24 protein-coding genes are annotated in these 24,584 nt (G+C 51.2%); 20 read left to right on the top strand and 4 right to left on the bottom strand.

Annotation, left to right across the window (positions count from 1 at the left end; genetic code table 11):
• Window positions 1–176 precede the first annotated feature (176 nt).
• The 15 genes from mioC to glmU all read left to right on the top strand — a co-directional run bounded on the left by mioC (window position 177) and on the right by glmU (window position 14,002).
• Entirely contained in the window at window positions 177–611 is a 435-nt protein-coding gene (mioC, locus tag ACQY6F_RS01900) for an FMN-binding protein MioC (protein ID WP_428771887.1), read from the top strand.
• Window positions 612–1,088: 477 nt separating this feature from the next.
• Window positions 1,089–2,987, top strand: coding sequence for a tRNA uridine-5-carboxymethylaminomethyl(34) synthesis enzyme MnmG (gene mnmG / locus ACQY6F_RS01895; protein WP_428771886.1), 1,899 nt, complete (start codon window positions 1,089–1,091; stop codon window positions 2,985–2,987).
• Window positions 2,984–3,619 carry a 16S rRNA (guanine(527)-N(7))-methyltransferase RsmG gene (gene rsmG / locus ACQY6F_RS01890; RefSeq protein WP_428771885.1) on the top strand — a complete coding sequence of 212 codons (636 nt, stop codon included), beginning with the start codon at window positions 2,984–2,986 and terminating at the stop codon, window positions 3,617–3,619. Before mnmG ends, rsmG begins: the two co-directional genes overlap by 4 nt.
• 10 nt (window positions 3,620–3,629) lie before the next feature.
• Window positions 3,630–4,403 (top strand): ParA family protein, encoded by a 774-nt coding sequence (locus tag ACQY6F_RS01885; RefSeq protein WP_428771884.1) that lies wholly within the window; start codon window positions 3,630–3,632, stop codon window positions 4,401–4,403.
• Between the two features lie 24 nt (window positions 4,404–4,427).
• Complete coding sequence (locus ACQY6F_RS01880; RefSeq protein ID WP_428771883.1) at window positions 4,428–5,309, top strand: ParB/RepB/Spo0J family partition protein; 882 nt, start codon at window positions 4,428–4,430, stop codon at window positions 5,307–5,309.
• A gap of 188 nt (window positions 5,310–5,497) precedes the next feature.
• Window positions 5,498–5,887, top strand: coding sequence for a F0F1 ATP synthase subunit I (locus tag ACQY6F_RS01875; protein ID WP_428771882.1), 390 nt, complete (start codon window positions 5,498–5,500; stop codon window positions 5,885–5,887).
• A gap of 8 nt (window positions 5,888–5,895) precedes the next feature.
• Window positions 5,896–6,705, top strand: coding sequence for a F0F1 ATP synthase subunit A (atpB, locus tag ACQY6F_RS01870; protein WP_428771881.1), 810 nt, complete (start codon window positions 5,896–5,898; stop codon window positions 6,703–6,705).
• Between the two features lie 59 nt (window positions 6,706–6,764).
• Window positions 6,765–7,019 (top strand): F0F1 ATP synthase subunit C, encoded by a 255-nt coding sequence (gene atpE, locus ACQY6F_RS01865; protein WP_002540812.1) that lies wholly within the window; start codon window positions 6,765–6,767, stop codon window positions 7,017–7,019.
• A gap of 71 nt (window positions 7,020–7,090) precedes the next feature.
• Complete coding sequence (atpF, locus tag ACQY6F_RS01860) at window positions 7,091–7,561, top strand: F0F1 ATP synthase subunit B (RefSeq protein ID WP_428771880.1); 471 nt, start codon at window positions 7,091–7,093, stop codon at window positions 7,559–7,561.
• Between the two features lie 14 nt (window positions 7,562–7,575).
• Window positions 7,576–8,109 carry a F0F1 ATP synthase subunit delta gene (gene atpH, locus ACQY6F_RS01855; RefSeq protein WP_428771879.1) on the top strand — a complete coding sequence of 178 codons (534 nt, stop codon included), beginning with the start codon at window positions 7,576–7,578 and terminating at the stop codon, window positions 8,107–8,109.
• A 13-nt stretch (window positions 8,110–8,122) separates the two neighbouring features.
• On the top strand, window positions 8,123–9,664 hold the full coding sequence (atpA, locus tag ACQY6F_RS01850) for a F0F1 ATP synthase subunit alpha (protein ID WP_428771878.1): 1,542 nt from the start codon (window positions 8,123–8,125) through the stop codon (window positions 9,662–9,664).
• A 43-nt stretch (window positions 9,665–9,707) separates the two neighbouring features.
• On the top strand, window positions 9,708–10,574 hold the full coding sequence (atpG, locus tag ACQY6F_RS01845) for a F0F1 ATP synthase subunit gamma (protein ID WP_428771877.1): 867 nt from the start codon (window positions 9,708–9,710) through the stop codon (window positions 10,572–10,574).
• 35 nt (window positions 10,575–10,609) lie between these two features.
• Entirely contained in the window at window positions 10,610–12,013 is a 1,404-nt protein-coding gene (gene atpD, locus ACQY6F_RS01840; protein WP_428771876.1) for a F0F1 ATP synthase subunit beta, read from the top strand.
• 18 nt (window positions 12,014–12,031) lie between these two features.
• Window positions 12,032–12,454 (top strand): F0F1 ATP synthase subunit epsilon, encoded by a 423-nt coding sequence (locus ACQY6F_RS01835; protein WP_176319949.1) that lies wholly within the window; start codon window positions 12,032–12,034, stop codon window positions 12,452–12,454.
• A gap of 186 nt (window positions 12,455–12,640) precedes the next feature.
• Entirely contained in the window at window positions 12,641–14,002 is a 1,362-nt protein-coding gene (gene glmU, locus ACQY6F_RS01830; protein WP_428771875.1) for a bifunctional UDP-N-acetylglucosamine diphosphorylase/glucosamine-1-phosphate N-acetyltransferase GlmU, read from the top strand.
• Window positions 14,003–14,042: 40 nt separating this feature from the next.
• Here glmU and ACQY6F_RS01825 read toward each other — a convergent pair whose 3' ends face one another.
• Window positions 14,043–14,783, bottom strand: coding sequence for an amino acid ABC transporter permease (locus ACQY6F_RS01825; protein ID WP_428771874.1), 741 nt, complete (start codon window positions 14,781–14,783; stop codon window positions 14,043–14,045).
• Window positions 14,784–14,872: 89 nt separating this feature from the next.
• On the opposite strand from ACQY6F_RS01825, the gene ACQY6F_RS01820 reads away from it, so the two are divergent.
• Window positions 14,873–15,649: a transporter substrate-binding domain-containing protein gene (locus ACQY6F_RS01820; RefSeq protein WP_428771873.1), complete on the top strand. Its 777-nt coding sequence runs from the start codon at window positions 14,873–14,875 to the stop codon at window positions 15,647–15,649.
• Between the two features lie 53 nt (window positions 15,650–15,702).
• Here the strand turns inward: ACQY6F_RS01820 and punC are convergent, their stop codons facing one another.
• Window positions 15,703–16,902 carry a purine nucleoside transporter PunC gene (gene punC, locus ACQY6F_RS01815; RefSeq protein ID WP_428771872.1) on the bottom strand — a complete coding sequence of 400 codons (1,200 nt, stop codon included), beginning with the start codon at window positions 16,900–16,902 and terminating at the stop codon, window positions 15,703–15,705.
• 157 nt (window positions 16,903–17,059) lie between these two features.
• Here punC and punR point away from each other — a divergent pair, with 157 nt between their 5' ends.
• Window positions 17,060–17,980, top strand: a complete 921-nt coding sequence (punR, locus tag ACQY6F_RS01810; RefSeq protein ID WP_428771981.1) for a DNA-binding transcriptional activator PunR — start codon at window positions 17,060–17,062, stop codon at window positions 17,978–17,980.
• A 30-nt stretch (window positions 17,981–18,010) separates the two neighbouring features.
• On the opposite strand, the gene fadA is transcribed toward punR, so the two are convergent.
• Window positions 18,011–19,174, bottom strand: a complete 1,164-nt coding sequence (fadA, locus tag ACQY6F_RS01805; protein ID WP_428771871.1) for an acetyl-CoA C-acyltransferase FadA — start codon at window positions 19,172–19,174, stop codon at window positions 18,011–18,013.
• Window positions 19,175–19,186: 12 nt separating this feature from the next.
• Entirely contained in the window at window positions 19,187–21,358 is a 2,172-nt protein-coding gene (gene fadB, locus ACQY6F_RS01800; protein ID WP_428771870.1) for a fatty acid oxidation complex subunit alpha FadB, read from the bottom strand.
• Between the two features lie 220 nt (window positions 21,359–21,578).
• Between fadB and ACQY6F_RS01795 the strand changes: the two genes are divergently transcribed.
• From ACQY6F_RS01795 to hemG, 3 genes are read left to right on the top strand one after another with little or no spacing between them, the layout of a single operon-like run.
• Window positions 21,579–22,208, top strand: coding sequence for a YigZ family protein (locus ACQY6F_RS01795; RefSeq protein WP_428771869.1), 630 nt, complete (start codon window positions 21,579–21,581; stop codon window positions 22,206–22,208).
• Window positions 22,209–22,245: 37 nt separating this feature from the next.
• On the top strand, window positions 22,246–23,703 hold the full coding sequence (locus tag ACQY6F_RS01790) for a TrkH family potassium uptake protein (protein ID WP_428771868.1): 1,458 nt from the start codon (window positions 22,246–22,248) through the stop codon (window positions 23,701–23,703).
• Window positions 23,704–23,712: 9 nt separating this feature from the next.
• On the top strand, window positions 23,713–24,240 hold the full coding sequence (gene hemG / locus ACQY6F_RS01785; protein WP_428771866.1) for a menaquinone-dependent protoporphyrinogen IX dehydrogenase: 528 nt from the start codon (window positions 23,713–23,715) through the stop codon (window positions 24,238–24,240).
• Window positions 24,241–24,584 lie beyond the last annotated feature (344 nt).

Genomic DNA, 24,584 nt, shown 5'->3' with positions numbered 1-24,584 from the left:
TTAAGATCACCACTGCGGCGATCATCGCTGTGGATGAGCTTGTCCACAGACAGGATCCTCACCAATTCAACCACCAGATGATCTGTTACTTTACTATCCACAACTTACCCCTGTATTCTTCTACACCAAGTCGATTAATCACTTCTTTCGTTCAACACGAAATCATCGGGGTTTATATGATTCACATCATCACAGGCAGTACATTGGGCGGCGCCGAATACGTCGGAGATCACCTCAGTGACCTTCTGCAGGCGCAGGGAAAAGAGACCACGATTCACAATCAGCCAGTATTAGCCGACATTCCGGCCCAAGGCACCTGGCTGATCATCACCTCTACCCATGGCGCAGGCGAATACCCGGACAATATTCAGCCGTTTATTCATGCCCTGCAGGCCACCCCGCCGAAAATGGCCGAGGTGCGCTACGCGGTGATCGCGATTGGCGATTCGAGCTATGACACTTTCTGTGCCGCGGGTAAACATGCTTATGACTTGCTGGCCGACATCGGTGCCACGCCGCTGACCGACTGCTTCACCATCGATGTGCTGAGTCATTCGGTCCCGGAAGACGCCGCCGAACAGTGGCTCAACCAGCACCTGGATAAGTTCTAAAGTCCACTTTTCCTCTCCCGTCAGGCTGATTCACCAGCCTGACAACTTTCCAAGTGGTCCGCTTTCCATTGTCATTACAAGTTAACTGCTGCTTTATTCATCAATTGAGCTGTGGATAAAAACAATGATATCCGGTGATCTTCCTTTAGTTATCCAAAGGACAACCTTTAGGCTCATTAGGCCCTGTGCATAACCATCGATTTTGATCCCAGCTAATCCCAGCATAGATCAACGAATGATCACATGAATTGATCGTCTTAAGATCCATGATCTTGTTGATCATTTGATGGTTATCCACAGATCCACTCGCCCTTAATAATAGATCCAATAAAAGATCTATATAGAGATCTTATATATATTTATATCGATCCCGTCTGATGGAAAAACGAGAAAATAATTTTCACACCCCGATAAAGCAGGTAAAATGCGGCTCTTTTATCTTGTGCATCGAATCTATTGAATAGCTGAGGTCAGTTCATGCTCTATCACGAATCTTTTGACGTTATTGTTGTCGGAGGCGGACATGCAGGAACGGAAGCTGCACTTGCATCAGCACGGACAGGGCAAAAGACACTTCTGTTAACCCACAATATCGACACCCTGGGTCAGATGTCTTGCAACCCGGCCATTGGCGGGATCGGCAAAGGTCACCTGGTTAAAGAAGTGGACGCCATGGGCGGCTTAATGGCCCAGGCGATTGATCATGCAGGTATTCAATTCCGAACTCTGAATGCATCCAAAGGACCGGCTGTCCGTGCGACACGTGCTCAGGCGGACCGTGCCCTGTACAAAGCCTATGTTCGTCACACGCTGGAGAACACCGACAATCTGACCCTGTTCCAACAATCGGTAGACGATCTGATCGTTGAGCAGGATCGCGTGACCGGAGTGGTCACTCAGATGGGACTCAAATTCCGCGCCAAAGCGGTGGTCTTGACGGTCGGCACCTTCCTGGGCGGTAAGATCCATATCGGTATGGAAAACTTTGCCGGTGGCCGAGCCGGCGATCCACCGTCGATCGCGTTGGCGAACCGGTTACGGGATCTTCCGTTTAGGGTTGATCGTCTGAAAACCGGTACCCCACCGAGAATTGATGCCCGCAGTGTCGATTTCAGTCAGCTCGGTGTCCAGCACGGTGACAACCCGACACCGGTATTTTCCTTCATGGGATCCCGCGATCAACATCCGCGCCAGATCCCGTGTTACATCACTCACACCAATGAGCAGACCCATGAAGTGATCCGTAATAACCTGGATCGCAGCCCAATGTATGCCGGTGTGATTGAAGGGATCGGGCCGCGCTACTGTCCGTCGATCGAAGACAAAGTGATGCGCTTCGCGGACAAAAACAGCCACCAGATTTTTATCGAACCGGAAGGACTGGATACTCAGGAGCTGTACCCGAACGGCATCTCCACCAGCCTGCCGTTTGATGTCCAGGTTCAGATTGTTCGCTCGATGAACGGGTTTGCCAACGCTCATATCGTCCGGCCAGGCTATGCGATCGAATACGATTATTTTGATCCCCGCGATCTGAAACAGACTTATGAAACCAAGTTTGTTCAGGGGCTGTTCTTTGCCGGCCAGATTAATGGCACCACAGGTTACGAAGAAGCCGCCGCCCAGGGGTTGATGGCCGGTCTCAACGCCAGTCTTTACAGCCAGGACAAAGAGGGTTGGAGTCCACGTCGTGACCAGGCCTATATGGGTGTGCTGATCGACGACCTGTCGACGATGGGTACACTGGAACCGTACCGGATGTTTACCTCGCGTGCGGAATACCGTTTGTTGCTGCGGGAAGACAATGCCGACTTACGCCTGACGGAAAAAGCCCGTCAGCTGGGGCTGGTCGATGACGCGCGTTGGGCGCGCTTCAACCAGAAGATTGATCACATGGAGCAGGAGCGTCAGCGACTGGCCAGCAGTTGGATCAACCCTCAGTCAGCCGGAGTCGAACAGCTGAATTCATTGCTGAAAACGCCACTGGTGCGGGAAGCCAGCGGTGAAGATCTGTTGCGCCGGCCCGAAATGACCTATGCCCAGTTGACTCAACTGGAGGCGTTTGCCCCGCCACTGGATGATCCTCAGGCGGCAGAGCAGGTTGAAATTCAGGTCAAATACGAAGGCTACATCAAGCGTCAGCAGGACGAGATCGAAAAATCATTGCGCCATGAGCATACCAAGTTGCCACTAGACCTGGACTATCAGGCGGTCAAAGGCCTCTCCAATGAGGTGGTGCTGAAACTGAATCAGGCCAAACCAGAAACCATAGGTATCGCGTCACGGATTTCCGGTATTACCCCGGCGGCGATTTCAATTTTGCTGGTGCACCTGAAAAAGCACGGTCTGCTGAAAAAAGGTGAGGAAGCCTTATGAGCCGTTTGCGCCAGCGATTAGATGACCTGTTAAGCCAGACTGAACTGCAGGTAACGGAACATCAGAAACAACAACTGCTCGGCTATGTCGAGTTGTTGAATAAATGGAACAAAGCCTACAATTTGACCTCAGTACGCGACCCTGAGCAGATGCTGACTCGCCATATTCTTGATAGTATCGTGGTCAGTCCACATCTGAATGGCCAGCGTTTTATCGATGTGGGCACCGGCCCCGGCTTGCCAGGCATCCCATTAGCGATCATGAACCCTGATGCGGAGTTTGTGCTGCTGGACAGTTTGGGTAAACGGGTCCGTTTTCTCAAACAGGTGGTGCATGACCTGAAGCTCAACAATGTCACCCCGGTTCAGAGCCGGGTAGAAGAGTTTCAGCCTGAGCAAAAGTTTGATGGTGTTCTAAGTCGCGCTTTTGCGTCGATGACAGATATGCTTGAGTGGTGTCATCATCTTCCCAAGCCGGAAAATGGCCTGTTTTTGGCCCTGAAAGGTCAGCGTCCAACCGATGAGATAGACCAGTTACCCGCCTGGAGCGATGTGATTGAGATCATATCTTTGACCGTTCCTGAGCTTGAAGGTGAGCGTCATCTAGTAATCTTATCGGGTCACGACAAATAGCGAGGCAAACGTGGGAAAAATTGTAGCAATCGCCAACCAGAAAGGTGGGGTCGGCAAAACAACAACCTGTATCAATTTGGCAGCGTCCATGGCGGCGACCAAACGTAAAGTACTGGTGATTGATCTGGATCCGCAGGGCAACGCTACCATGGCCAGCGGCGTCGATAAATACATGGTGGAAGCCACCGCTTACGATCTGTTGGTTGAAGATACCCCATTTGAGCAGGTCGTTTGTCAGACCACCAGTGGCAAGTACGACCTGATTGCCGCCAATGGCGATGTGACCGCTGCAGAAATCAAGTTAATGGAAGTGTTTGCCCGCGAAGTCAGGCTGAAAAATGCCCTGGCTTCAGTTCGCGATAACTATGATTTCATCTTTATCGATTGTCCTCCTTCGTTGAATCTCCTTACAATCAATGCAATGGCGGCGGCGGATTCTGTCCTGGTGCCAATGCAATGTGAATATTTTGCTCTGGAAGGTTTAACTGCTCTGATGGATACCATTAGCAAACTGGCCGCGGTAGTGAACGACAACCTGAAAATTGAAGGTTTGCTTCGCACCATGTATGACCCGCGCAACCGGCTGGCCAATGAAGTGTCCGATCAACTGAAAAAGCATTTTGGCGATAAAGTCTACCGTACTGTGATTCCTCGCAATGTACGGCTGGCGGAAGCGCCCAGCCATGGTAAGCCAGCAATGTACTATGACAAGTACTCTGCCGGAGCGAAAGCTTACCTGGCGCTGGCGGGCGAAATGCTGCGTCGAGAAGAAGTTCCAGTTTAACCCTAACCGAAGGAATGCACCTCCATGTCTAAACGTGGTTTAGGAAAAGGTTTGGATGCGTTGCTATCGACCAGCTCGCTAGCGCGTGACAAACAACAGATTGCCAGTCAGAGTCAGATCAAATCCGTTGATGGTGAGTTGACCAGTATTGCCATTGGTCAGTTGCAGCCAGGTATCTATCAGCCGCGTAAAGATATGGCGCCGGAAGCTCTGGAAGAGTTAGCCGCGTCGATCCAGTCGCAAGGTATTATCCAGCCGATCGTGGTTCGCCAGGTTGGTATCAGTCAGTATGAAATTATCGCCGGCGAACGACGCTGGCGAGCGGCCCGCCAGGCGGGACTAAGACAAGTTCCCTGTCTGGTGAAATCGGTCGAGGACCGTGCCGCCATCGCGATGGCGCTGATTGAAAACATTCAGCGTGAAGACCTTAACGTCATCGAAGAAGCCCAGGCGTTGGAACGTCTGCAGGACGAATTTGCCCTCACTCATCAGCAAGTGGCGGATGTGATCGGTAAATCCCGCACCACGGTCAGCAACCTGCTGCGACTCAATCAGCTAGACGAGGACGTCAAACTGCTGGTGGCGGAAAAGCAGCTGGAGATGGGCCATGCCCGTGCTCTGCTGGCCTTGCCTGGTGAACAGCAGGTTGAGATCGCACAGCAGGTGGCGAAGAAACAACTTACGGTACGTCAGACCGAGCAGTTGGTGAAAAAGTGCTTAGCACCGCAAGTCGAGGCGAAAAATGAGCCAGAGGACCAAGAAGCACAACATATTTCGCAAAAATTAAGCGAAATGTTGGGTGGCAAAGTGTCTATCGTCCGCTCGAGTTCCGGAAAGTCCAAATTGACGATAAGCCTTGATGAACCTCACAAATTAGAGCAACTAATTGCGAAGCTAGAAGCCTAAATGAGATAATTGATTTAAATCAAATGTGAGAAAACATTTTATTTAAGTAAAAGTTGTCGGATTGTGAACAAATTTGTAACTTTTTACAGCGTTTTAATTGCAATCAATTCGACTGAACGTATAATTTTCGCCAATTTCCTCGGTGGCAGTTGTTAATACGCCGGGGAATATTTATGAGGTAAGAATACATGGTAGCTGCGTTGGCTAGACCAGGACGAGAGCTTGCAAAGCAATTGTTAATGCTCCAGTTTGGCGCGGTTATTGTAGTGGCAGCAGGGATGGCAGTGTCTATCAATGCTGAATGGGGGCTTTCAGCGCTAGTTGGCGGTGGCATTTTTGTTATCGCTAACGCGGTTTTTGCGTTATGTGCTTTTATGTTTAGTGGAGCTCGGGCCGCAAAGCGGATCACGGCCTCTTTCTATACCGGCGAAGCACTGAAAATTCTCATTACGGTGGTTCTGTTCTCGGCTGCCTACATGTATATGCAGGTGGAACTCGTTCCCCTGAAACTAACCTATTTGCTGGCACTAGGTATTAATATCTTTGCGCCAGCGCTATTCATTAACAACAAAAAATAGGATGAGTTATGGCTGCGCCAGGTGAAGCGCTAACATCGTCCGGTTACATCACTCACCACTTAACCAACCTTTCTCTGGGAAGACTTGGTCTGGTGGAGGAGACGAGTTTCTGGAACGTACATATCGATAGCCTGTTTTTTTCTTGGTTCACGGGTCTGATTTTCCTAGGAATTTTTTACTCGGTCGCTAAGAAAGCAACAGTAGGTGTACCAGGTAAGCTTCAGTGTGCTGTAGAAATGATCGTTGAATTTGTCGCAGACAGCGTCAAAGACACGTTCCATGGACGCAACCCACTAATAGCTCCGCTGGCACTGACTATCTTTTGTTGGGTATTGCTAATGAACATCATGGACTTAGTTCCAATCGATTTCTTGCCTTATCCAGCAGAGCATTGGCTCGGTATTCCTTACTTGAAAGTAGTACCTTCGGCTGATGTGAATATCACCATGGCTATGGCACTGGGCGTGTTTGCTTTAATGATTTTCTACAGCATTAAAGTGAAAGGTCTAGGTGGATTTGCAAAAGAATTGGCACTGCATCCGTTTAACCACCCAATCATGATTCCGTTTAACCTGCTGATTGAAGTCGTCTCGCTGCTGGCGAAACCGCTGTCACTCGGTATGCGTCTTTTCGGTAACATGTTCGCGGGTGAGGTTGTATTCATTCTTTGTGCGGCAATGCTACCATGGTGGCTACAATGGATGGGTTCACTTCCGTGGGCTATTTTCCATATTCTGGTTATCACGATTCAGGCCTTCGTATTTATGATGTTGACAATTGTTTACATGTCAATGGCACACGAAGATTCTGATCATTAATAAATTTTTAGCTTTTTTTATTGGGCACTAAGCCAACAACTATAAAATTGGAGATAGTAATGGAAACTTTACTGAGCTTTTCTGCAATCGCCGTAGGTATCATCGTCGGTCTTGCTTCTCTTGGTACAGCGATTGGTTTCGCACTTCTGGGCGGTAAATTCCTTGAAGGTGCAGCTCGTCAACCAGAAATGGCTCCTATGCTACAAGTTAAGATGTTCATCATCGCGGGTCTACTTGATGCGGTTCCAATGATCGGTATTGTAATCGCACTGCTGTTCACTTTCGCAAACCCATTCGTTGGTCAACTAGGTTAATCACTTTGAATGCGGGACAAACTCAGGTTTGTCACTGATTAACACTAAGTCCGAAGAGAGGGGTAGCTGTTGTGAATATAAACGCAACTCTGCTGGGTCAAGCAATTTCGTTTGCTCTGTTTGTGTGGTTCTGCATGAAGTTCGTGTGGCCACCAATTCTGAATGCGATCGAAGAACGTCAGAAGAAAATCGCTGACGGTTTGCAAGCTGCGGAACGCGCTGCAAAAGACTTGGATCTGGCACAAGCCAACGCTTCTGAACAAATGAAAGAAGCGAAGCGCACAGCAACTGAGGTCATCGAGCAAGCGAATAAGCGCAAAGCTCAAATTCTAGATGAAGCTCGTGAGGAAGCTCAGGCAGAACGCCAGAAAATCCTTGCGCAAGCAGATGCAGAACTTGAAGCTGAACGCAACCGTGCACGCGATGAGCTGCGCAAACAAGTTGCAACTCTGGCTGTAGCTGGTGCTGAGAAAATCCTTGAGCGCACAATCGATAAAGATGCGCACAAAGATATTCTCGACAACATTACTGCAAAACTTTAAGTCTGGGGGCGCATATGTCTGATTTGACTACTATCGCACGCCCCTATGCTAAAGCAGCATTCGACTTTGCAGTGGAGAAAGGCCAGCTTGACCAATGGGGTCAAATGCTGTCTTTCGCTGCTGAAGTCGCCCATAACGACCAAATAAAAGAGCTGTTAACCGGCTCAACCTCAGCCGATAAACTGGCTGAGATATTTGTCGCGGTATGTGGTGAGCAAGTTGATGAGTTTGGCCAGAACCTGTTAAAGGTGATGGCAGAGAATGGCCGTTTGACGGCTCTTCCTGAAGTAAGCCTGCAGTTCATGGCTCTGAAACAAGAGCATGAGAAAGAGATCGACGTTGATGTGATTTCAGCGACCGAGCTTTCGACGCAGCAACAGGCAGACATCATTAGCAAACTTGAGCAGCGCCTTGCGCGCAAAGTGAAGCTGAATTGCAGTGTAGATGAGGCCCTACTTGGTGGGGTGATTATTCGAGCCGGAGACCTAGTCATCGATGACTCAGCGCGTGGTCGTTTGAACCGCCTGAGCGATGCATTGCAGTCTTAATGGGGATTGGAGCATGCAACTTAATTCCACGGAAATCAGCGAACTGATCAAACAACGTATCGAATCTTTCGAAGTTGTGAGTGAAGCTCGTAATGAAGGTACCATCGTATCGGTAAGCGACGGTATTATTCGCATTCACGGCCTAGCGGACGTGATGCAAGGTGAAATGATTGAATTACCGGGTGGCCGTTTTGCACTGGCACTTAACCTTGAGCGTGACTCGGTTGGTGCGGTTGTAATGGGCCCATATGCTGACCTTAAGGAAGGCATGAAAGTAACAGGTACTGGTCGTATTCTTGAAGTACCAGTTGGTCCTGAACTGCTAGGCCGCGTAGTGAACACGCTGGGTGAGCCTATCGATGGTAAAGGTCCTATCGAAGCCAAACTGACTTCGCCTGTTGAAGTGATCGCCCCAGGTGTAATCGACCGTAAATCGGTAGACCAGCCTGTACAAACCGGTTACAAATCTGTTGACTCAATGATCCCAATCGGTCGTGGTCAGCGTGAATTGGTAATCGGTGACCGTCAGACTGGTAAAACAGCGCTGGCGATCGACTCGATCATCAACCAGAAAGACTCTGGTATTTTCTCTATCTACGTAGCGATCGGTCAGAAAGCATCGACAATCGCCAACGTGGTTCGCAAACTGGAAGAGCACGGCGCACTGAAAAACACTATCGTAGTGGTTGCATCGGCTTCTGAATCTGCCGCACTGCAATACCTGGCGCCATACGCAGGTTGTGCGATGGGTGAATACTTCCGCGATCGCGGTGAAGACGCACTGATTGTTTACGATGATCTATCTAAGCAAGCAGTAGCTTACCGTCAGATCTCTCTACTACTTAAACGTCCACCAGGCCGTGAAGCCTTCCCAGGTGACGTATTCTACCTCCACTCTCGTCTACTAGAGCGTGCCGCTCGTGTAAGCGAAGAGTACGTAGAGCGTTTCACTAACGGTGAAGTGAAAGGTAAGACCGGTTCTTTGACTGCCCTGCCAATCATCGAAACCCAAGCTGGTGACGTTTCGGCATTCGTACCGACTAACGTAATCTCGATTACCGATGGTCAGATCTTCCTGCAGACTGAGCTGTTCAACGCGGGTGTTCGCCCAGCGGTTGACCCAGGTATCTCAGTATCTCGTGTAGGTGGTTCAGCGCAAACGAAAATCATCAAGAAACTGTCTGGCGGTATCCGTACTGCACTGGCAGCTTACCGCGAACTGGCAGCGTTTGCTCAGTTCTCGTCTGACCTTGATGAAGCCACTAAGCGTCAGCTAGACCACGGTCAAAAAGTAACAGAACTGATGAAGCAGAAGCAGTACGCTCCGATGTCTGTTTTTGACCAGGCACTGACTATCTTTGCGGCAGAGCGCGGTTACCTGCAAGATGTAGAACTGAACAAAGTTCTGGATTTTGAGGCGGCTCTACTATCGTACGCTCGCGGTCAATACGCTGAATTGGCAGCTGAGATCGACAAGACGGGTGCTTACAATGATGAAATCGAAGCGCAGCTGAAGAAGCTGACCGACGACTTCAAAGCAACCCAAACTTGGTAATAAGTCGGTGGCCTTAAGTGCCACCAACTAATGGAGAGTAACGATGGCCGGCGCAAAAGAGATACGTAGTAAAATCGGTAGTGTAAAAAGCACTCAGAAGATTACGAAAGCGATGGAAATGGTAGCAGCTTCAAAAATGCGTCGTTCACAAGACGCCATGGAAGCTTCTCGTCCATACGCGGAAACAATGCGTAAAGTGATCGGTCATGTGGCAAACGCGAATCTGGAGTACCGTCATCCGTACCTGGAAGAGCGTGAAGCCAAACGTGTTGGTTATATCATTATTTCTACCGACCGCGGTCTGTGTGGTGGCCTGAACATTAACGTGTTCAAGAAAGCCATTACAGATATGCAGAGCTGGAAAGAAAAAGGCGCGGAAGTGGAGCTGGCGATTGTCGGTTCTAAAGCCACCGCCTTCTTTAACAACAGCGGTGCAAAAGTCGCGGCTCAGGTATCGGGTCTTGGCGACAGCCCAGCCCTGCAAGACCTGATCGGTTCTGTCAGCGTGATGCTGAAGAAATATGATGAAGGTGAGTTGGATCGCCTGTTCGTTGTGTTCAACAAGTTTGTCAACACAATGGTGCAACAACCAACGATCGATCAATTGCTACCTTTGCCTAAATCGGACAGCAAAGAGATGCAGCGCGAGCACGCTTGGGACTACATCTATGAGCCTGAACCAAAACCTCTGCTGGATACGCTATTAGTGCGTTACGTAGAGTCTCAGGTTTATCAGGGCGTAGTGGAAAACCTGGCCTGTGAGCAAGCAGCTCGAATGATTGCGATGAAAGCGGCAACTGATAATGCGACAAACCTGATTGAAGATTTGGAACTGGTGTACAACAAAGCCCGTCAGGCTGCGATTACCCAGGAACTGTCTGAAATCGTCGGTGGTGCAGCAGCGGTTTAAGCATAGGTAAAACGAAACAGTTTAGAGGATTAACGATGGCTACAGGTAAGATCGTACAGATCATCGGTGCGGTAGTCGACGTAGAGTTCCCACAGAGCGATGTACCTAGTGTATACGACGCTCTGAACCTTACGGAAGCTAAAGAACGCTTGGTTCTTGAAGTTCAGCAGCAGCTAGGCGGTGGCGTAGTTCGCTGTATCGTAATGGGTAGCTCTGATGGTTTACGTCGCGGAATGACAGTAGAAAATACTGGCGCTCCAATCTCAGTGCCAGTAGGTACTAAAACCCTAGGTCGTATCATGAACGTGCTTGGTGATGCGATTGATGAGCGTGGTGAAATCGGTGCAGAAGAGTCTTACTCTATTCACCGTGAAGCACCAAGCTATGAAGAACAGTCGAACGTAACTGAACTGCTGGAAACAGGGGTTAAGGTTATTGACTTGGTTTGTCCATTCGCTAAGGGTGGTAAAATCGGTCTGTTCGGTGGTGCAGGTGTAGGTAAGACCGTTAACATGATGGAACTTATCAACAACATCGCACTGCAACACTCTGGTCTTTCAGTATTTGCTGGTGTAGGTGAGCGTACTCGTGAGGGTAACGACTTCTACTACGAAATGCAGGAAGCGGGCGTTGTAAACGTCGAGAAACCAGAAGAATCAAAAGTAGCGATGGTTTACGGCCAGATGAACGAGCCACCGGGCAACCGTCTGCGTGTTGCTCTGACCGGTCTGACTATGGCTGAGCGCTTCCGTGACGAAGGTCGTGACGTACTGCTGTTTATCGATAACATCTATCGTTACACCCTGGCGGGGACAGAAGTATCCGCACTGCTGGGCCGTATGCCTTCAGCGGTAGGTTACCAGCCAACCCTAGCTGAAGAGATGGGTGTTCTGCAGGAGCGTATCACGTCAACCAAACAAGGTTCTATCACGTCTGTACAGGCGGTATACGTACCTGCGGATGACTTGACCGACCCGTCTCCAGCAACAACCTTCGCTCACTTGGATGCGACAGTTGTACTGAACCGTAACATCGCCGCTATGGGTCTGTACCCTGCGATCGACCCACTGGATTCATCTTCTCGTCAGCTGGATCCGCTGGTCGTTGGTCAAGAACACTACGACATCGCTCGTGGCGTTCAGCAGACTCTACAGCGCTATAAAGAGCTGAAAGATATCATTGCCATCCTGGGTATGGATGAGCTGTCTGAAGAAGACAAGCAAGTGGTATCTCGTGCTCGTAAGATTGAGCGTTTCCTGACTCAGCCTTACCACGTAGCGGAAGTATTCACTGGCGACCCTGGTATCTACGTACCTCTGAAAGAGACTCTACGTGGCTTCAAAGGTCTGCTGGAAGGTGACTTCGATGACATTCCAGAGCAAGCGTTCATGTACTGCGGTTCCATTGACGATGCTATCGAGAATGCGAAGAAGCTATAAGGCTAACTAGGAGGCGATATGGCAGCAATAACCTTTCACCTTGACGTGGTCAGCGCAGAAAAGAAAATCTTTTCCGGACGTGTTGAAACATTTCAGGTGACCGGTAGCGAAGGTGAGCTTGGTATTTTCCACGGCCACACACCGCTGCTGACCGCTATCAAGCCTGGTATGGTGCGCATTGTTAAGCAGCACGGCCACGAAGAAATTATTTATGTTTCTGGTGGTATGGTTGAAGTACAGCCTGGCACGGCGACCGTGCTGGCTGATACCGCAATCCGTGGTGAAGAGCTAGACGCAGCGAAGGCAGAAGAAGCGAAACGTCGCGCTGAGGAGCAAATCCAGAACCAGCACGGCGATATGGACTTCGCACAAGCGGCCAGTGAACTGGCTAAAGCCATTGCTCAGCTACGAGTTATCGAGCTGACAAAGAAACGCCGCTAATTTACCAGCAGCGTTGAACTAAGAGAGAAAGGCGGTCATAGACCGCCTTTTTGCTGTCTGGCGTAGAACAAATTGACGCTATTTGACTTAATTTTGCCCGGAAATTATGGCCAATTGATTAACTAATGCCATTAAGCGGGATAAACTAGGGCCAGTTTTTACAGTAAAAGAATTAAAAGGATAGTTATGAACTTCAGCGCAGTGATCCTGGCCGCGGGTAAAGGCACCCGGATGTACTCCAACTTGCCGAAAGTTTTGCATACATTGGCGGGTAAACCTATGGTCAAACATGTGATTGATACCTGTAACGGCCTGGGGGCGCAAAACATCCACCTGGTGTATGGCCACGGCGGTGACCAGATGAAAACCAGCCTGGCCGCGGAACAGGTCAACTGGGTACTGCAAGCGGATCAACTGGGTACCGGTCATGCGGTCGATCAGGCATCTCCAAGCTTTGCCGACGATGAAAAAGTGCTGGTGCTGTACGGCGATGTGCCGCTGATTTCGGAACAGACTATCGAAAGCCTGCTGGATGCCCAGCCGACCGGTGGCATTGCGCTGCTGACCGTAGTGCTGGACGATCCGACCGGCTATGGCCGTATCGTACGTAAAAATGGCCCGGTAGTGGCGATCGTGGAACAGAAAGACGCCACTGACGAGCAGAAGCTGATCAAAGAGATCAATACCGGTGTGATGGTGGCCACCGGCGGCGACCTGAAACGTTGGTTGTCCGGGCTGAACAACAATAATGCCCAGGGCGAGTACTATCTGACTGACGTTATCGCTGCGGCGCATGAAGAGGGCCGGGCGGTGGAAGCGGTCCATCCGGTCACGCCGATTGAAGTGGAAGGGGTCAATGACCGCGCACAACTGGCGCGTCTTGAACGTGCCTACCAGGCGATTCAGGCGCAGAAATTGCTGCAACAGGGCGTGATGCTGCGCGATCCGGCCCGGTTTGATCTGCGTGGCCAGCTGCAGTGCGGTATGGATGTTGAGATCGACGTCAACGTGATTATCGAAGGCAGCGTCACCCTGGGTGATAACGTAGTGATCGGTGCTGGCTGTGTGCTGAAAGACTGTGAAATCGACGACAACACTGTGATCCGCCCGTACAGCGTGATTGAAGGTGCGACGGTGGGTGAGCAGTGTACTGTCGGGCCATTCAGCCGCCTGCGTCCCGGCGCAGAACTGCGCGACGATGCCCATGTCGGCAACTTTGTTGAAGTGAAAAATGCCCGCATCGGGGAAGGGTCAAAGGCCAACCACCTGACCTATCTGGGCGATGCGGAGATCGGTCAGCGTACCAATGTCGGCGCGGGGGTGATTACCTGCAACTACGACGGTGCCAATAAGCACAAAACCATTATCGGTGATGACGTGTTCGTCGGTTCTGACTGTCAGCTGGTGGCTCCGGTGTCGATTGCCGATGGTGCCACTATCGGTGCTGGGACTACTCTGACCAAAGATGTTGCCGAAGGTGAGTTAGTCATCACTCGCGCTAAAGAGCGTAAAATTACTGGCTGGCAACGACCGGTGAAAAACAAATAGCACGCTAGCTATCGACAAACGCCGCATAATGCGGCGTTTTTTAATGATGGGGAATGGCGATCTTTTTTTCCAGCCAGCGCACCGCCTGAGATACCAACAGGATCAGCAGCAGATACTCCAGCACCAGAAAGCTGTAGATTTCCAGAGGTAAGTACTCATTAACCACCAGCTCGTTGGCTCGCCTGGTCAGATCGCTAAGGCCGATCACGCTGACCAGTGAACTCATCTTCAGGATATAGACAAACTGGTTACCAAGCGGTGGCAGTATCTGGCGTATCGCCTGGGGCAGGATCACCCAGCGCATTTTTTGCCAGTAGTTCAACCCGAGCGACTCCGCCGCTTCATGCTGGCCGCGGCTGATGGCCTGGATCCCACCGCGAAACACTTCTGCCATAAAGGCACTTTCGGCAATGGTCAGGGCAATTACACCAGCCCAGAAGTGGGTCAGGGAGATATCCAGTAGTGTCGGCATGCCGTAATAGACCCACAGCAGCAGCACCAGCACCGGAATGGAGCGGATCACTTCTACATAGACGCGGTTAATCCCGCGCAGCAGTCGCGACTTTGTCAGGGCAAGCAGGGCAACCATTAAGCCGATGGTCATCGCCAGCAGCATACTCAGTAAGGAGACCTGAATGGTGGCGGTGAAACCGCCGACCAGAAACTTCAGGTTTGTTTTGCCCTGCAGTGTGGCCGGGTCGAGCACATACCAGCCCCACTGGTATTGGCTACAGCCGGTCAGTAACGCCAAACTGGCCAGCAGCAAAATTCGTATCGTCACATGACTCCTTGATAAAACTAGAAAATCCCTTTGTTACTGCTATGTTATCAATGATAGATGGCACGTGGCCAAATTTTAAGGACAGAACAATGAATAAAGCATTAGTGACATTTGGATTGTGTTTGCTGGCCATTACCGGAGCGGCGAATGCCAGCAGCCGTCTGCAGGATATCCTAGAAGCTGGTGTACTGAGAGTCGGCACCACAGGGGACTGGAACCCTATGACGATGAAAAATCCCGCCGACAACAGTTATCGCGGCTTTGATATCGATGTGACCACTGAGCTGGCCAAGGACCTGGGGGTGAAAGTCGAGTATGTGGCCACCGACTGGAAAACTCTGGTCAACGGCATTACCGCCAACAAATACGACATTACCGGTAGCGCGTCACTGAATATGTCGCGGGCTAAAGTGGCCGGTTACAGCCAGCCCTATTTCTATCTGGCCTTTGTGCCTGTGGTACAAAAAAGTGATCTGGCCAAATACGCCGACTGGAGTGATTTTGACTCGCCATCGGTGAAGGTGGCTTCCACTCTGGGCACCGTGCAGGAGAAAATGGTCAAAGAGTTTTTCCCGTCTGCCCAGCATATCGTGATAGAAGCACCGGCGCGGGATTTTCAGGAGCTGCTGGCCAAACGGGCTGATGTATCGGTGACCTCGAATGTCGAGGCGGCGACCTTAGTCGAGAAATTCAGTCAACTGGCGATCGTGCCGGTTGCCGAGCCACGCAGACCGACTCCGATTGCCATGTTGCTGCCACAGGACGATCAGGTCTGGATTAACTACATCAATCACTGGGTTGAGTTGAAGAAAACCCAGGGTTTCTTTAAAACTACCGCCGAGAAGTGGGGGCTGAAAAGCCTCTAGTGACGCATTATTGCAAGCGCAAAGAGCCGCCAACGCGGCTCTGCTACTATTAACTATTCGTCCCGCACCACACGCGAATTATCCGGCGTGGTAAAGTGCTTTGATAGTGCCCGGTTAGCAACAATATAGCCAACCCATAAGCCGCCGGTGCAGATGATGATGGCCACACCTGTGACGATCTGTGCCTGGCTGGCCATGGCAGCCACCAGCGCACTGGCCAGGCTGCTGACACAGATTTGCAGGCTGTTTTGCAGTCCGGCTGCGGTCGCAGGGCTTTGCTGGGCACTGGCCAGGGCGCGGTTCACCACGATGGGGTACAGAGCACCATTGGCCAGGGCAATAAGGCAAAACGGCGCTAATATGGGCCAGATAGAGGTCAGTTGCCATTGTGATGCCAGCAAGATCAGCAGTGCCGCGACACTGAACAGGCCCAGCAATTGGCGCAGTACTTTTTCATCACCATATTTTCTCACCGCGACTTTACCCAGGTAGCCACCCGTCATAAAAGCGATGGTTTGCGGAATAAAGCTCAGACCTATCTCTTTGGCCTGATAACCCAGTTGCGCCATGATCTCCGGCATCCCGGTCAGGTAAGCGAAGAAGGCCGCCGATGCGGTCGCAAACATCAATACGTTACCCAGGTAGGTTTTTGACCCCAGCAGCGCTCTGATATCGGCAGAGATGCTGGTTTGTTTGACTTCTGCAGCGGCATTTTGCTGGCTCAGGGTCGCCGTGAGCAGTAGCAGTCCCATCAGGCCCAACGCGACAAAGATACTCGGCCAGCCCAAGCTTTCGGTCAGCAGTACCCCAAACTGTGGTGCCAGGGCCGGAGAGAGCGCTACCAGCGGCATAATCGTGGCAAAAATCTGTTGGCTGCTGGTGGAGTAACGTTTGATGACCATTGCCTGCCAGATCACCGCTGGCGCACAAACGCCAATTGCCTGGACAAAACGCAGTGAGAGCAATTGCCACACCTGATCGCTAAACGCCAGACTAAATGAGGCGAAGGTAAAGATCATCAGCCCAGCCGCTAAGGTGTTGCGGTGGCCATATCTATCGCAGGCCAGGCCCCAGAGTAACTGACCGACGGCCATACCGCCCAGAAACACAGTTAACGACAGCGCAATCTGCTCAGGGCCGGTGACAAAATCGGCTTCCATCAGTTTAAAAGCGGGCAGGTACATATCGGTGGCGATAAAACCGAGCATAGACAGCGCAGCCAGATACACCAGTTGCAGTTTTGATATTTTCATTTTTTAACCAATCAAATTATTTAATCATTTATTCGCTAAGATCAGTTGGCGCCAACCCTGAATTAATTACCATGCCATTCTATTTTTCGATTTGTGGAAAATAAAACGCTAAAATTTGTAGTTATCAATCAAAAAAATTGAAAGGTAGTTTATGGGCGTGTTTTCCCAATCTTCGCTGGAGATGATCGATACCGTCGCCAGGTTGGGCAGTTTTAGCGCGGCGGCACAAGCGTTACACAAAGTGCCGTCGGCGATCAGCTATGGTGTTCGTCAGGTGGAGCAGGAACTGGACGTGCTGTTGTTTCGCCGGCTGCCGCGTCGGGTTGAACTGACCCCGGCGGGCGAGCTGTTCCTCAGCCAGGCTCGCGGGATGCTGCGCCAGATGGAAGAGCTGCGCAGCCAGACCCGGCGCGCCGCTCATGGCTGGCAGCAGAGTTTACGGCTGACGCTGGATAATGTGGTCAGGCTGGATAAGTTGCCAACACTGATCGAACACTTTTATCAGACCTTTCCTCATGCTGAACTGCAGATCAATATGGAAGTCTTTAACGGCTCCTGGGAGGCTATCTCTCAGGGGCGGGCCGATATTGCCATCGGGGCGACCTCGGCGATACCGGTCGGTGGCGATTACGCCATCCGGGAGATGGGGGTACTGGACTGGGCGTTTGTGATGGCGGCGGACCACCCCTGCGCCAGTGCCGCTGAGCTAAACGAGCAGTTGGTCAGCCAGTTTCCGGCGATCTGCCTGGATGACACGTCCCAGGTGCTGCCCAAGCGTCATACCGTCCATTATCCGCAGCAGCGGCGCCTGCTGCTGCCTAACTGGAACAGTGCCATTGAGTGTCTGGAACATGCTGTCGGGGTCGGGTATATGCCGCGGCATATCGCCGCGCCGTTGCTGGCGGACGGTACCCTGGTGGAACGGGTATTACCAGCAGAAAAACCGCTCAGCCACTGTTGTCTGGTGTGGCACAAAGACGACAATCACAAAATGATCGAGTGGATGGTGGATTACCTCGGTGACAGTCAGCGGCTCTATCATGACTGGTTGTCGGCCGATAAAAAATGCCGGCAATAATGCCGGCATATAATCAGCAGGGGGGAGCGCTTATGGGCGTTCAAATACGGTTGCAATTCCCTGTCCCAAACCGATACACATGGTTGCCAGGCCGTATTTAGCGTCGTTGGCTTCCATCAGGTTGATCAGCGTGGTAGAGATCCGCGAACCGGAACAACCCAACGGGTGGCCAAGCGCAATCGCGCCACCATTGAGGTTGACTTTTTCGTCCACGACGTCCAGTAGTCCCAGGTCTTTAGCACACGGTAGCGACTGAGCCGCAAAGGCTTCATTCAGCTCGACCACATCCATATCTTCAATGGTTAAGCCAGCGCGGCGCAGCGCTTTCATGGTGGCCGGTACCGGACCATACCCCATGATAGACGGATCGCAGCCGGCAATCGCCATTGATTTTACCCGGGCGCGAATTTTCAGCCCCAGTTGGTTGGCTTTCTCTTCGCTCATGATCAGCATGGCTGACGCGCCATCCGACAGAGCCGAAGAGGTGCCTGCGGTGACGGTACCGTTGGCCGGGTCAAACACCGGACGCAGTTGTGCCAGTCCTTCCACTGTGGTTTCCGGGCGGATCACTTCATCGTAATCGAGCGTGAACAGGGTACCGTCAGCGGCATGGCCTTCGGTTGGCAGAATTTCATTTTTAAACCGGCCCTCAACCGTGGCGGCATGCGCACGGGCATGGGAGCGGGCGGCAAATTGATCCTGCTGTTCGCGGCTGATGCCGTGCAGTTTACCCAACATCTCTGCAGTCAGGCCCATCATGCCGGATGCTTTGGCGACGTTTTTCGATAAACCGGGATGGAAGTCGATCCCGTGGGTCATTGGCACGTGGCCCATGTGCTCGACACCACCGATCAGGCAGATATCTGCATCACCCACCATGATAGAACGGGTAGCATCATGCAACGCCTGCATTGACGAGCCGCACAGGCGGTTCACCGTTACCGCACCGATTTCAATCGGTAAGCCAGCCAGCAGCGCCGCGTTACGGGCGATGTTGAAACCTTGCTCCAGAGTCTGTTGCACACAGCCCCAGTAGATATCTTCAATGTCGCCAGGGTCCACTTGCGGGTTACGGGCCAGGATACCTTTCATCAGGTGAGCCGACAGCTCTTCTGCGCGAACATTTCGAAACGCTCCACCTTTGGAGCGGCCCATTGGGGTACGAAGGCAATCGACCACTACTACATTTTTCATTGGCATCTCTCCTTAGATTGAACTGGCTTGCTGCGCGCCGTAGAAGGTTTCCCCTTTTGCGGCCATATCGATCAGCAGTTGTGGTACATGATACAGTGGTCCCAAATCAGCGTACTGTTTGGCGTTGTCGACGTATTGCTGTAAACCAACAGTATCCAGGTAGCGGAATACGCCACCGCGGAAAGGAGGGAAGCCTAAGCCATAAACCAGTGCCATATCGGCTTCTTGAGGTGAAGCGATGATGCCTTCCTGCAGGCAGAGTGCGACTTCGTTGATCATCGGAATCATGCAGCGGTCGATAATCGACTGGGCATCAAATTGCTGAGACGCTGCACAAACCGGTGCCAGAATCGGCTGGATTGATTCGGTCCAGGTCTTCTTCGGTTTTCCTTTGCGGTCGACGCTGTAGCTGTAGAAGCCTTCGCCATTTTTCTGACCGTATCGGTTGGCGTTGAACAGCGCATCGATAGCGTCAGGGGCGGACTTGGCCATCCGCTCTGGGAAGCCCTGAGCCATGACTGCCTGAGCATGGTGAGCAGTATCGATGCCAACCACATCCAGCAGATACGCAGGGCCCATAGGCCAGCCGAATTGACGTTCCATCACTTTATCGATTTGCGTAAAGTCGGCACCGTCGCGCAGCAGTAGACTGAATCCGGCAAAGTAAGGGAACAGTACCCGGTTGACGAAAAACCCTGGGCAGTCATTCACTACGATCGGTGATTTGCCCATTTTAGCCGCATAGGCGACTACGCGGTTGATGGTTTCATCCGAGGTCTGCTTACCACGAATGATTTCCACCAGTGGCATACGGTGTACAGGGTTAAAGAAGTGCATGCCACAGAAGTTTTCCGGGCGTTGCAGTGATTCCGCCAACTGATCGATCGGGATAGTGGAAGTATTGGAGGTAAGTACCGTATCCGCAGTCACCTGTTGCTCAACTTCGCTTAATACCGCCGCTTTCACTTTCGGGTTTTCTACTACCGCTTCAACGATCACATCGGCATTTTCGATCCCGGCATAATGTAGGCTTGGCGTGATAGAGGCCAGGATACCGGCCATTTTGAAGCCGTCGATTTTGCCTCTTTCCAGCTGCTTATTAAGCAGTTTAGACGCTTCGGTCATGCCAAGATCCAGTGATGCCTGAGCGATGTCTTTCATCAATACTGGCACGCCTTTCAGCGCAGATTGGTAGGCGATGCCGCCGCCCATGATGCCAGCACCGAGCACCGCGGCACGGTTGGTGTCTTTGGTGGCGGATTTAGCCGCTTTCTTAGCGAGCGATTTGATGTGCTGATCATTGAGGAACAGTCCGATTAACGCTTGCGCTTCTTTGGATTTAGCCAGGGTAATGAAGTGCTTGCGCTCGATAGCCATCGCTTCTTCGCGGCCAGACTGAGCGGACTGCTCAATGGTGGTGACCGCCGCCATCGGCGCCGGATAATGCGGGCCCGCTTTTTGGGCTACCAGGCCTTTGGCCATGGTGAAGCTCATCATGGCTTCCAGTTTACTCAGCGTCAGTGGGGCTTGTTTTTGCTGGCGGCGTGACTGCCAGTCAATCTTTTCATTGATCGCCTGGTTAAGGGTAGCCAGGCCGGATTCGATCAGGCTGTCGCTCTCTACGATTGCATCCAGCAGGCCAATTTTTAACGCTTCTTCTGCGCGGCAGGCTTTGCCCTGGGTGATGATTTCCATCGCACTGTCTGCGCCGATCAAGCGCGGCAGGCGTACACAACCGCCAAAACCGGGCATGATGCCAAGTTTGATTTCCGGCAGGCCGATGCTGGTGGTTTTATCACCGATACGGAAGTCAGTAGCAAGTACACACTCACATCCGCCGCCTAAGCTGTGTCCTTTGAGTGCCGAAAGCGTCGGAACGGGCAGGTCTTCCAGCTTGTCAAAAATGCGGTGGGCAAACTGTAACCACTTTTCCAGTTCGTGTTCGGGTTTGGCAAACAGGCCGAGGAATTCGGTGATATCGGCACCGACGATGAAGGTATCTTTATCGGAAGTGAGTAGCACACCTTTCAGTCCAGGGTACTGCGCGAGTTTGTCCAGCGCTTGGTCGAGGGCTTCCAGTGTTGCAAGGTCAAGCTTGTTCACCGAGTTAGGAGCGCAAAAGCTCAACTCTGCGATGCCATCTTGTAATTCCTTTACCTGTAGGGTGTTGGCTTGGTAAATCATTGTCTATCTCCATGACTTTCAATCAGAGATTGCGTGTAGAGGTAAATCGTTCTCGTTATTAATCCTGGTTTGACCAGTGGATTAAGTTTGGACTGGCCCTGACTCGATTTCAATACATTTTTCAAACAAGTGTTTAACATTGTGCGGTTGAGCATAACATTCAGATCCGTATAGTGGCTGTGATACACTCTGGCACCCGTCATATCAGCAGTGGAACCCTATGAACACGCTCCCTTTTTGTATTCCGGCAGATCCGGTCGAAACAGAGGAAGAGATAAAGAAGAGTCTTTTCATTACTAATCTGGCCCATACCACTGGCGTGGATGCGGCAAAAGCGTTTGTTCAGCATATAAAAGCCCGTCATCCGGCAGCCAGGCACCACTGCTGGGGATTTGTTGCTGGCCGGCCGGAAGATTCTATGTTGTGGGGATTCAGCGATGATGGCGAGCCGTCTGGTACCGCAGGTAAGCCGATTCTGGCTCAATTGTCGGGATCGGGTGTCGGGGAGATCACTGCGGTGGTGACTCGTTATTCCGGTGGTATCAAACTTGGTACCGGTGGACTGGTTAAGGCCTACGGCGGCGGGGTGCAGCAAGCGTTAAAGCTGCTTCAAACTCTGGAGAAAAAAATCACCACAAAACGAATAGTGAAGCTAGACTATGGCTTCATGCCGGTAGCTCAGTCCATTATCAGCCAGTTTGATGCGGTGGAAATCGGGGCTGATTACAGCGATCACGTTGAGCTACTGGTAGAAATTGAAGCGCGACAGGTCGAAGCATTTACCCAGTCAATCACCAATAAAAGTGCAGCAAAGGCGATTGTCATATCGCCACAAAGGCAGCAGAGCTAACAGGAAGTCAGAAGCTAAGCTTCAACCACAATTACGCATGCAATATCGTTCGATTATCCGTATCGTCGGATTATTACTGGCTTTGTTTAGTGTCACTATGCTGGCACCGGCCCTGGTAGCCTTTATCTACCGGGATGGGGAGGGTGTACCTTTTGTTACCACCTTTTTTGTCCTACTGTTTTGCGGTGGTCTGTTTTGGTTTCCCAACCGTCGTCATCGATATGAATTAAAAGCCCGCGACGGTTTTCTGATCGTGGTACTGTTCTGGACGGTTATCGGTAGTGCCGGTTCTCTGCCGTTTTTGATTGCCAGCAATCCAAACATCTCGGTAACCGATGCGTTTTTTGAGTCGTTTTCAGCCCTGACGACCACCGGGGCTACGGTAATCGTCGGTCTGGATGAGTTGCCGAAAGCGATCCTGTTTTACCGCCAGTTTTTACAATGGTTCGGCGGGATGGGAATCATTGTCCTGGCGGTGGCTATCCTGCCGGTGCTGGGGATCGGTGGCATGCAGCTCTACCGGGCGGAAATACCCGGGCCGGTGAAAGACAGCAAAATGACCCCGAGGATTGCCGAAACGGCTAAGGCACTCTGGTATATCTACCTCAGCCTGACTATCGGTTGCGCGCTGGCATTCTGGCTGGCGGGCATGACGCCCTTTGATGCCATTAGCCATAGCTTTTCCACTATCGCTATCGGTGGATTTTCGACCCATGACGCCAGTATCGGCTATTTCGATAGTTACGCCATTAATATGATTACGGTAGTGTTTCTGCTGATTTCGGCTTGTAATTTCTCGCTTCATTTTGCCGCGTTCGCCTCGGGCGGTGTTCACCCTCGCTACTATTGGCGGGATCCGGAGTTTCGTGCTTTTTTATTCATTCAGGCGGTACTGTTTGTGGCGTGCTTCTTGGTGCTGCTGAGTAACCACAGTTACAGTTCTATCTATGAGGCGTTCGATCAGGCGCTGTTTCAGACCGTGTCTATATCGACCACAGCCGGGTTTACCACCACAGGATTTTCTGAGTGGCCGCTGTTTTTGCCGGTATTACTACTGTTTTCATCTTTTATCGGTGGTTGTGCCGGGTCAACCGGTGGCGGCCTGAAAGTGATTCGTATTCTGCTGCTGACGCTCCAGGGGGGCAGGGAAATGAAACGCCTGATCCACCCCCGGGCGGTGTACACCATTAAACTGGGTAGTACCGCATTGCCACAGCGGGTTGTGGATGCAGTGTGGGGATTTTTCTCAGCCTATGCGCTGGTGTTCGTCGTGTGTATGTTGGCGCTGATTGCCACGGGAATGGAGGAGTTGAGTGCGTTTTCTGCCGTTGCCGCCACACTGAACAACCTCGGACCGGGACTGGGCGAAGTGGCGTTGCATTTTGGTGATATTAACGACAAAGCAAAATGGGTACTGGTGGTGTCCATGCTGTTTGGTCGTCTGGAAATTTTTACTCTGTTGATATTACTTACGCCAACCTTTTGGCGAAGTTAAGGAGATCGCGTGTCCAAAGCTCTGTTTTTGTACTCCAGTCAGGAAGGGCAAACCAAGAAAATAATGCAGTTTATCGCAGACCAATTGACGGGATTGGATTGCGAACTGAAGGATTTACACCAGATGGATCAGGTCGATTTCGACCAGTATGAGCGGGTGTTGATCGGTGCATCGATTCGCTATGGCCATCTGAATAAAAGGCTGTATCAGTTTATCGACCGCTATCAGCAGCAACTTGCGGCTAATAAAGTGGCATTTTTCTGTGTAAACCTCACTGCCCGCAAAGAAGAGCAGGGTAAAGATACTCCGGAAGGCAGTGCCTATATCAAAACCTTTTTGAAAAAGTCCCCATGGCAGCCGGAATTGATCGGTGTGTTTGCCGGTGCTCTCTATTACCCACGTTACCGCTGGTTCGACAAAATGATGATTCGCTTGATTATGACTCTGACTGGCGGCGAAACCGACACCAGTAAAGAGGTCGAATATACCAACTGGCAAAAGGTCAGCCTTTTTGCGGATAAATTTCAGCAAATGTAGATCGGAACCAAGGTTTTTGACCGTTTCGAGCAAATATTACTCGAAAGATAAAAAATCGAAAAAAGTTGTACAAAAAGACTTGCCAAGTTCAGTCCGATCTCTATAATGCCCCCTCGCTGACACGGCAAGGCGCAACAAGCTTCCTAGCTGAGTCAAGCAGGCAAAATTTAGCCCGACAGAATGTCGAAAGAAAGTTTGCAAAAAGTGGTTGACACTAAAACTTATCTCGCTAAAATAGCCGTCCGTTTTGAGTGAAGCTTAAAACACCGCTCTTTAACAATATAAACCTATCAATCTGTGTGGGCACTCGTTGATGATAATCAAAATTCGAAACTTCGGTTTCA

It is taken from the genome of Vibrio sp. (assembly GCF_050299255.1).
Lineage (GTDB): Bacteria > Pseudomonadota > Gammaproteobacteria > Enterobacterales > Vibrionaceae > Vibrio.
Note: the sequence above shows the minus strand (reverse complement) of the source record. Positions and strands in the feature narration are given on the sequence as shown.

Bases quoted from the DNA above. Each gene is read 5' to 3' on its own strand.
- mioC (WP_428771887.1), top strand. From the start codon at position 177: ATGATTCACATCATCACAGGCAGTACATTGGGCGGCGCCGAATACGTC.
- mnmG (WP_428771886.1), top strand. From the start codon at position 1,089: ATGCTCTATCACGAATCTTTTGACGTTATTGTTGTCGGAGGCGGACAT.
- rsmG (WP_428771885.1), top strand. From the start codon at position 2,984: ATGAGCCGTTTGCGCCAGCGATTAGATGACCTGTTAAGCCAGACTGAA.
- ACQY6F_RS01880 (WP_428771883.1), top strand. From the start codon at position 4,428: ATGTCTAAACGTGGTTTAGGAAAAGGTTTGGATGCGTTGCTATCGACC.
- ACQY6F_RS01875 (WP_428771882.1), top strand. From the start codon at position 5,498: ATGGTAGCTGCGTTGGCTAGACCAGGACGAGAGCTTGCAAAGCAATTG.
- atpB (WP_428771881.1), top strand. From the start codon at position 5,896: ATGGCTGCGCCAGGTGAAGCGCTAACATCGTCCGGTTACATCACTCAC.
- atpE (WP_002540812.1), top strand. From the start codon at position 6,765: ATGGAAACTTTACTGAGCTTTTCTGCAATCGCCGTAGGTATCATCGTC.
- atpH (WP_428771879.1), top strand. From the start codon at position 7,576: ATGTCTGATTTGACTACTATCGCACGCCCCTATGCTAAAGCAGCATTC.
- atpA (WP_428771878.1), top strand. From the start codon at position 8,123: ATGCAACTTAATTCCACGGAAATCAGCGAACTGATCAAACAACGTATC.
- atpG (WP_428771877.1), top strand. From the start codon at position 9,708: ATGGCCGGCGCAAAAGAGATACGTAGTAAAATCGGTAGTGTAAAAAGC.
- atpD (WP_428771876.1), top strand. From the start codon at position 10,610: ATGGCTACAGGTAAGATCGTACAGATCATCGGTGCGGTAGTCGACGTA.
- ACQY6F_RS01835 (WP_176319949.1), top strand. From the start codon at position 12,032: ATGGCAGCAATAACCTTTCACCTTGACGTGGTCAGCGCAGAAAAGAAA.
- glmU (WP_428771875.1), top strand. From the start codon at position 12,641: ATGAACTTCAGCGCAGTGATCCTGGCCGCGGGTAAAGGCACCCGGATG.
- ACQY6F_RS01820 (WP_428771873.1), top strand. From the start codon at position 14,873: ATGAATAAAGCATTAGTGACATTTGGATTGTGTTTGCTGGCCATTACC.
- punC (WP_428771872.1), bottom strand. From the start codon at position 16,902: ATGAAAATATCAAAACTGCAACTGGTGTATCTGGCTGCGCTGTCTATG.
- fadA (WP_428771871.1), bottom strand. From the start codon at position 19,174: ATGAAAAATGTAGTAGTGGTCGATTGCCTTCGTACCCCAATGGGCCGC.
- fadB (WP_428771870.1), bottom strand. From the start codon at position 21,358: ATGATTTACCAAGCCAACACCCTACAGGTAAAGGAATTACAAGATGGC.
- ACQY6F_RS01795 (WP_428771869.1), top strand. From the start codon at position 21,579: ATGAACACGCTCCCTTTTTGTATTCCGGCAGATCCGGTCGAAACAGAG.
- ACQY6F_RS01790 (WP_428771868.1), top strand. From the start codon at position 22,246: ATGCAATATCGTTCGATTATCCGTATCGTCGGATTATTACTGGCTTTG.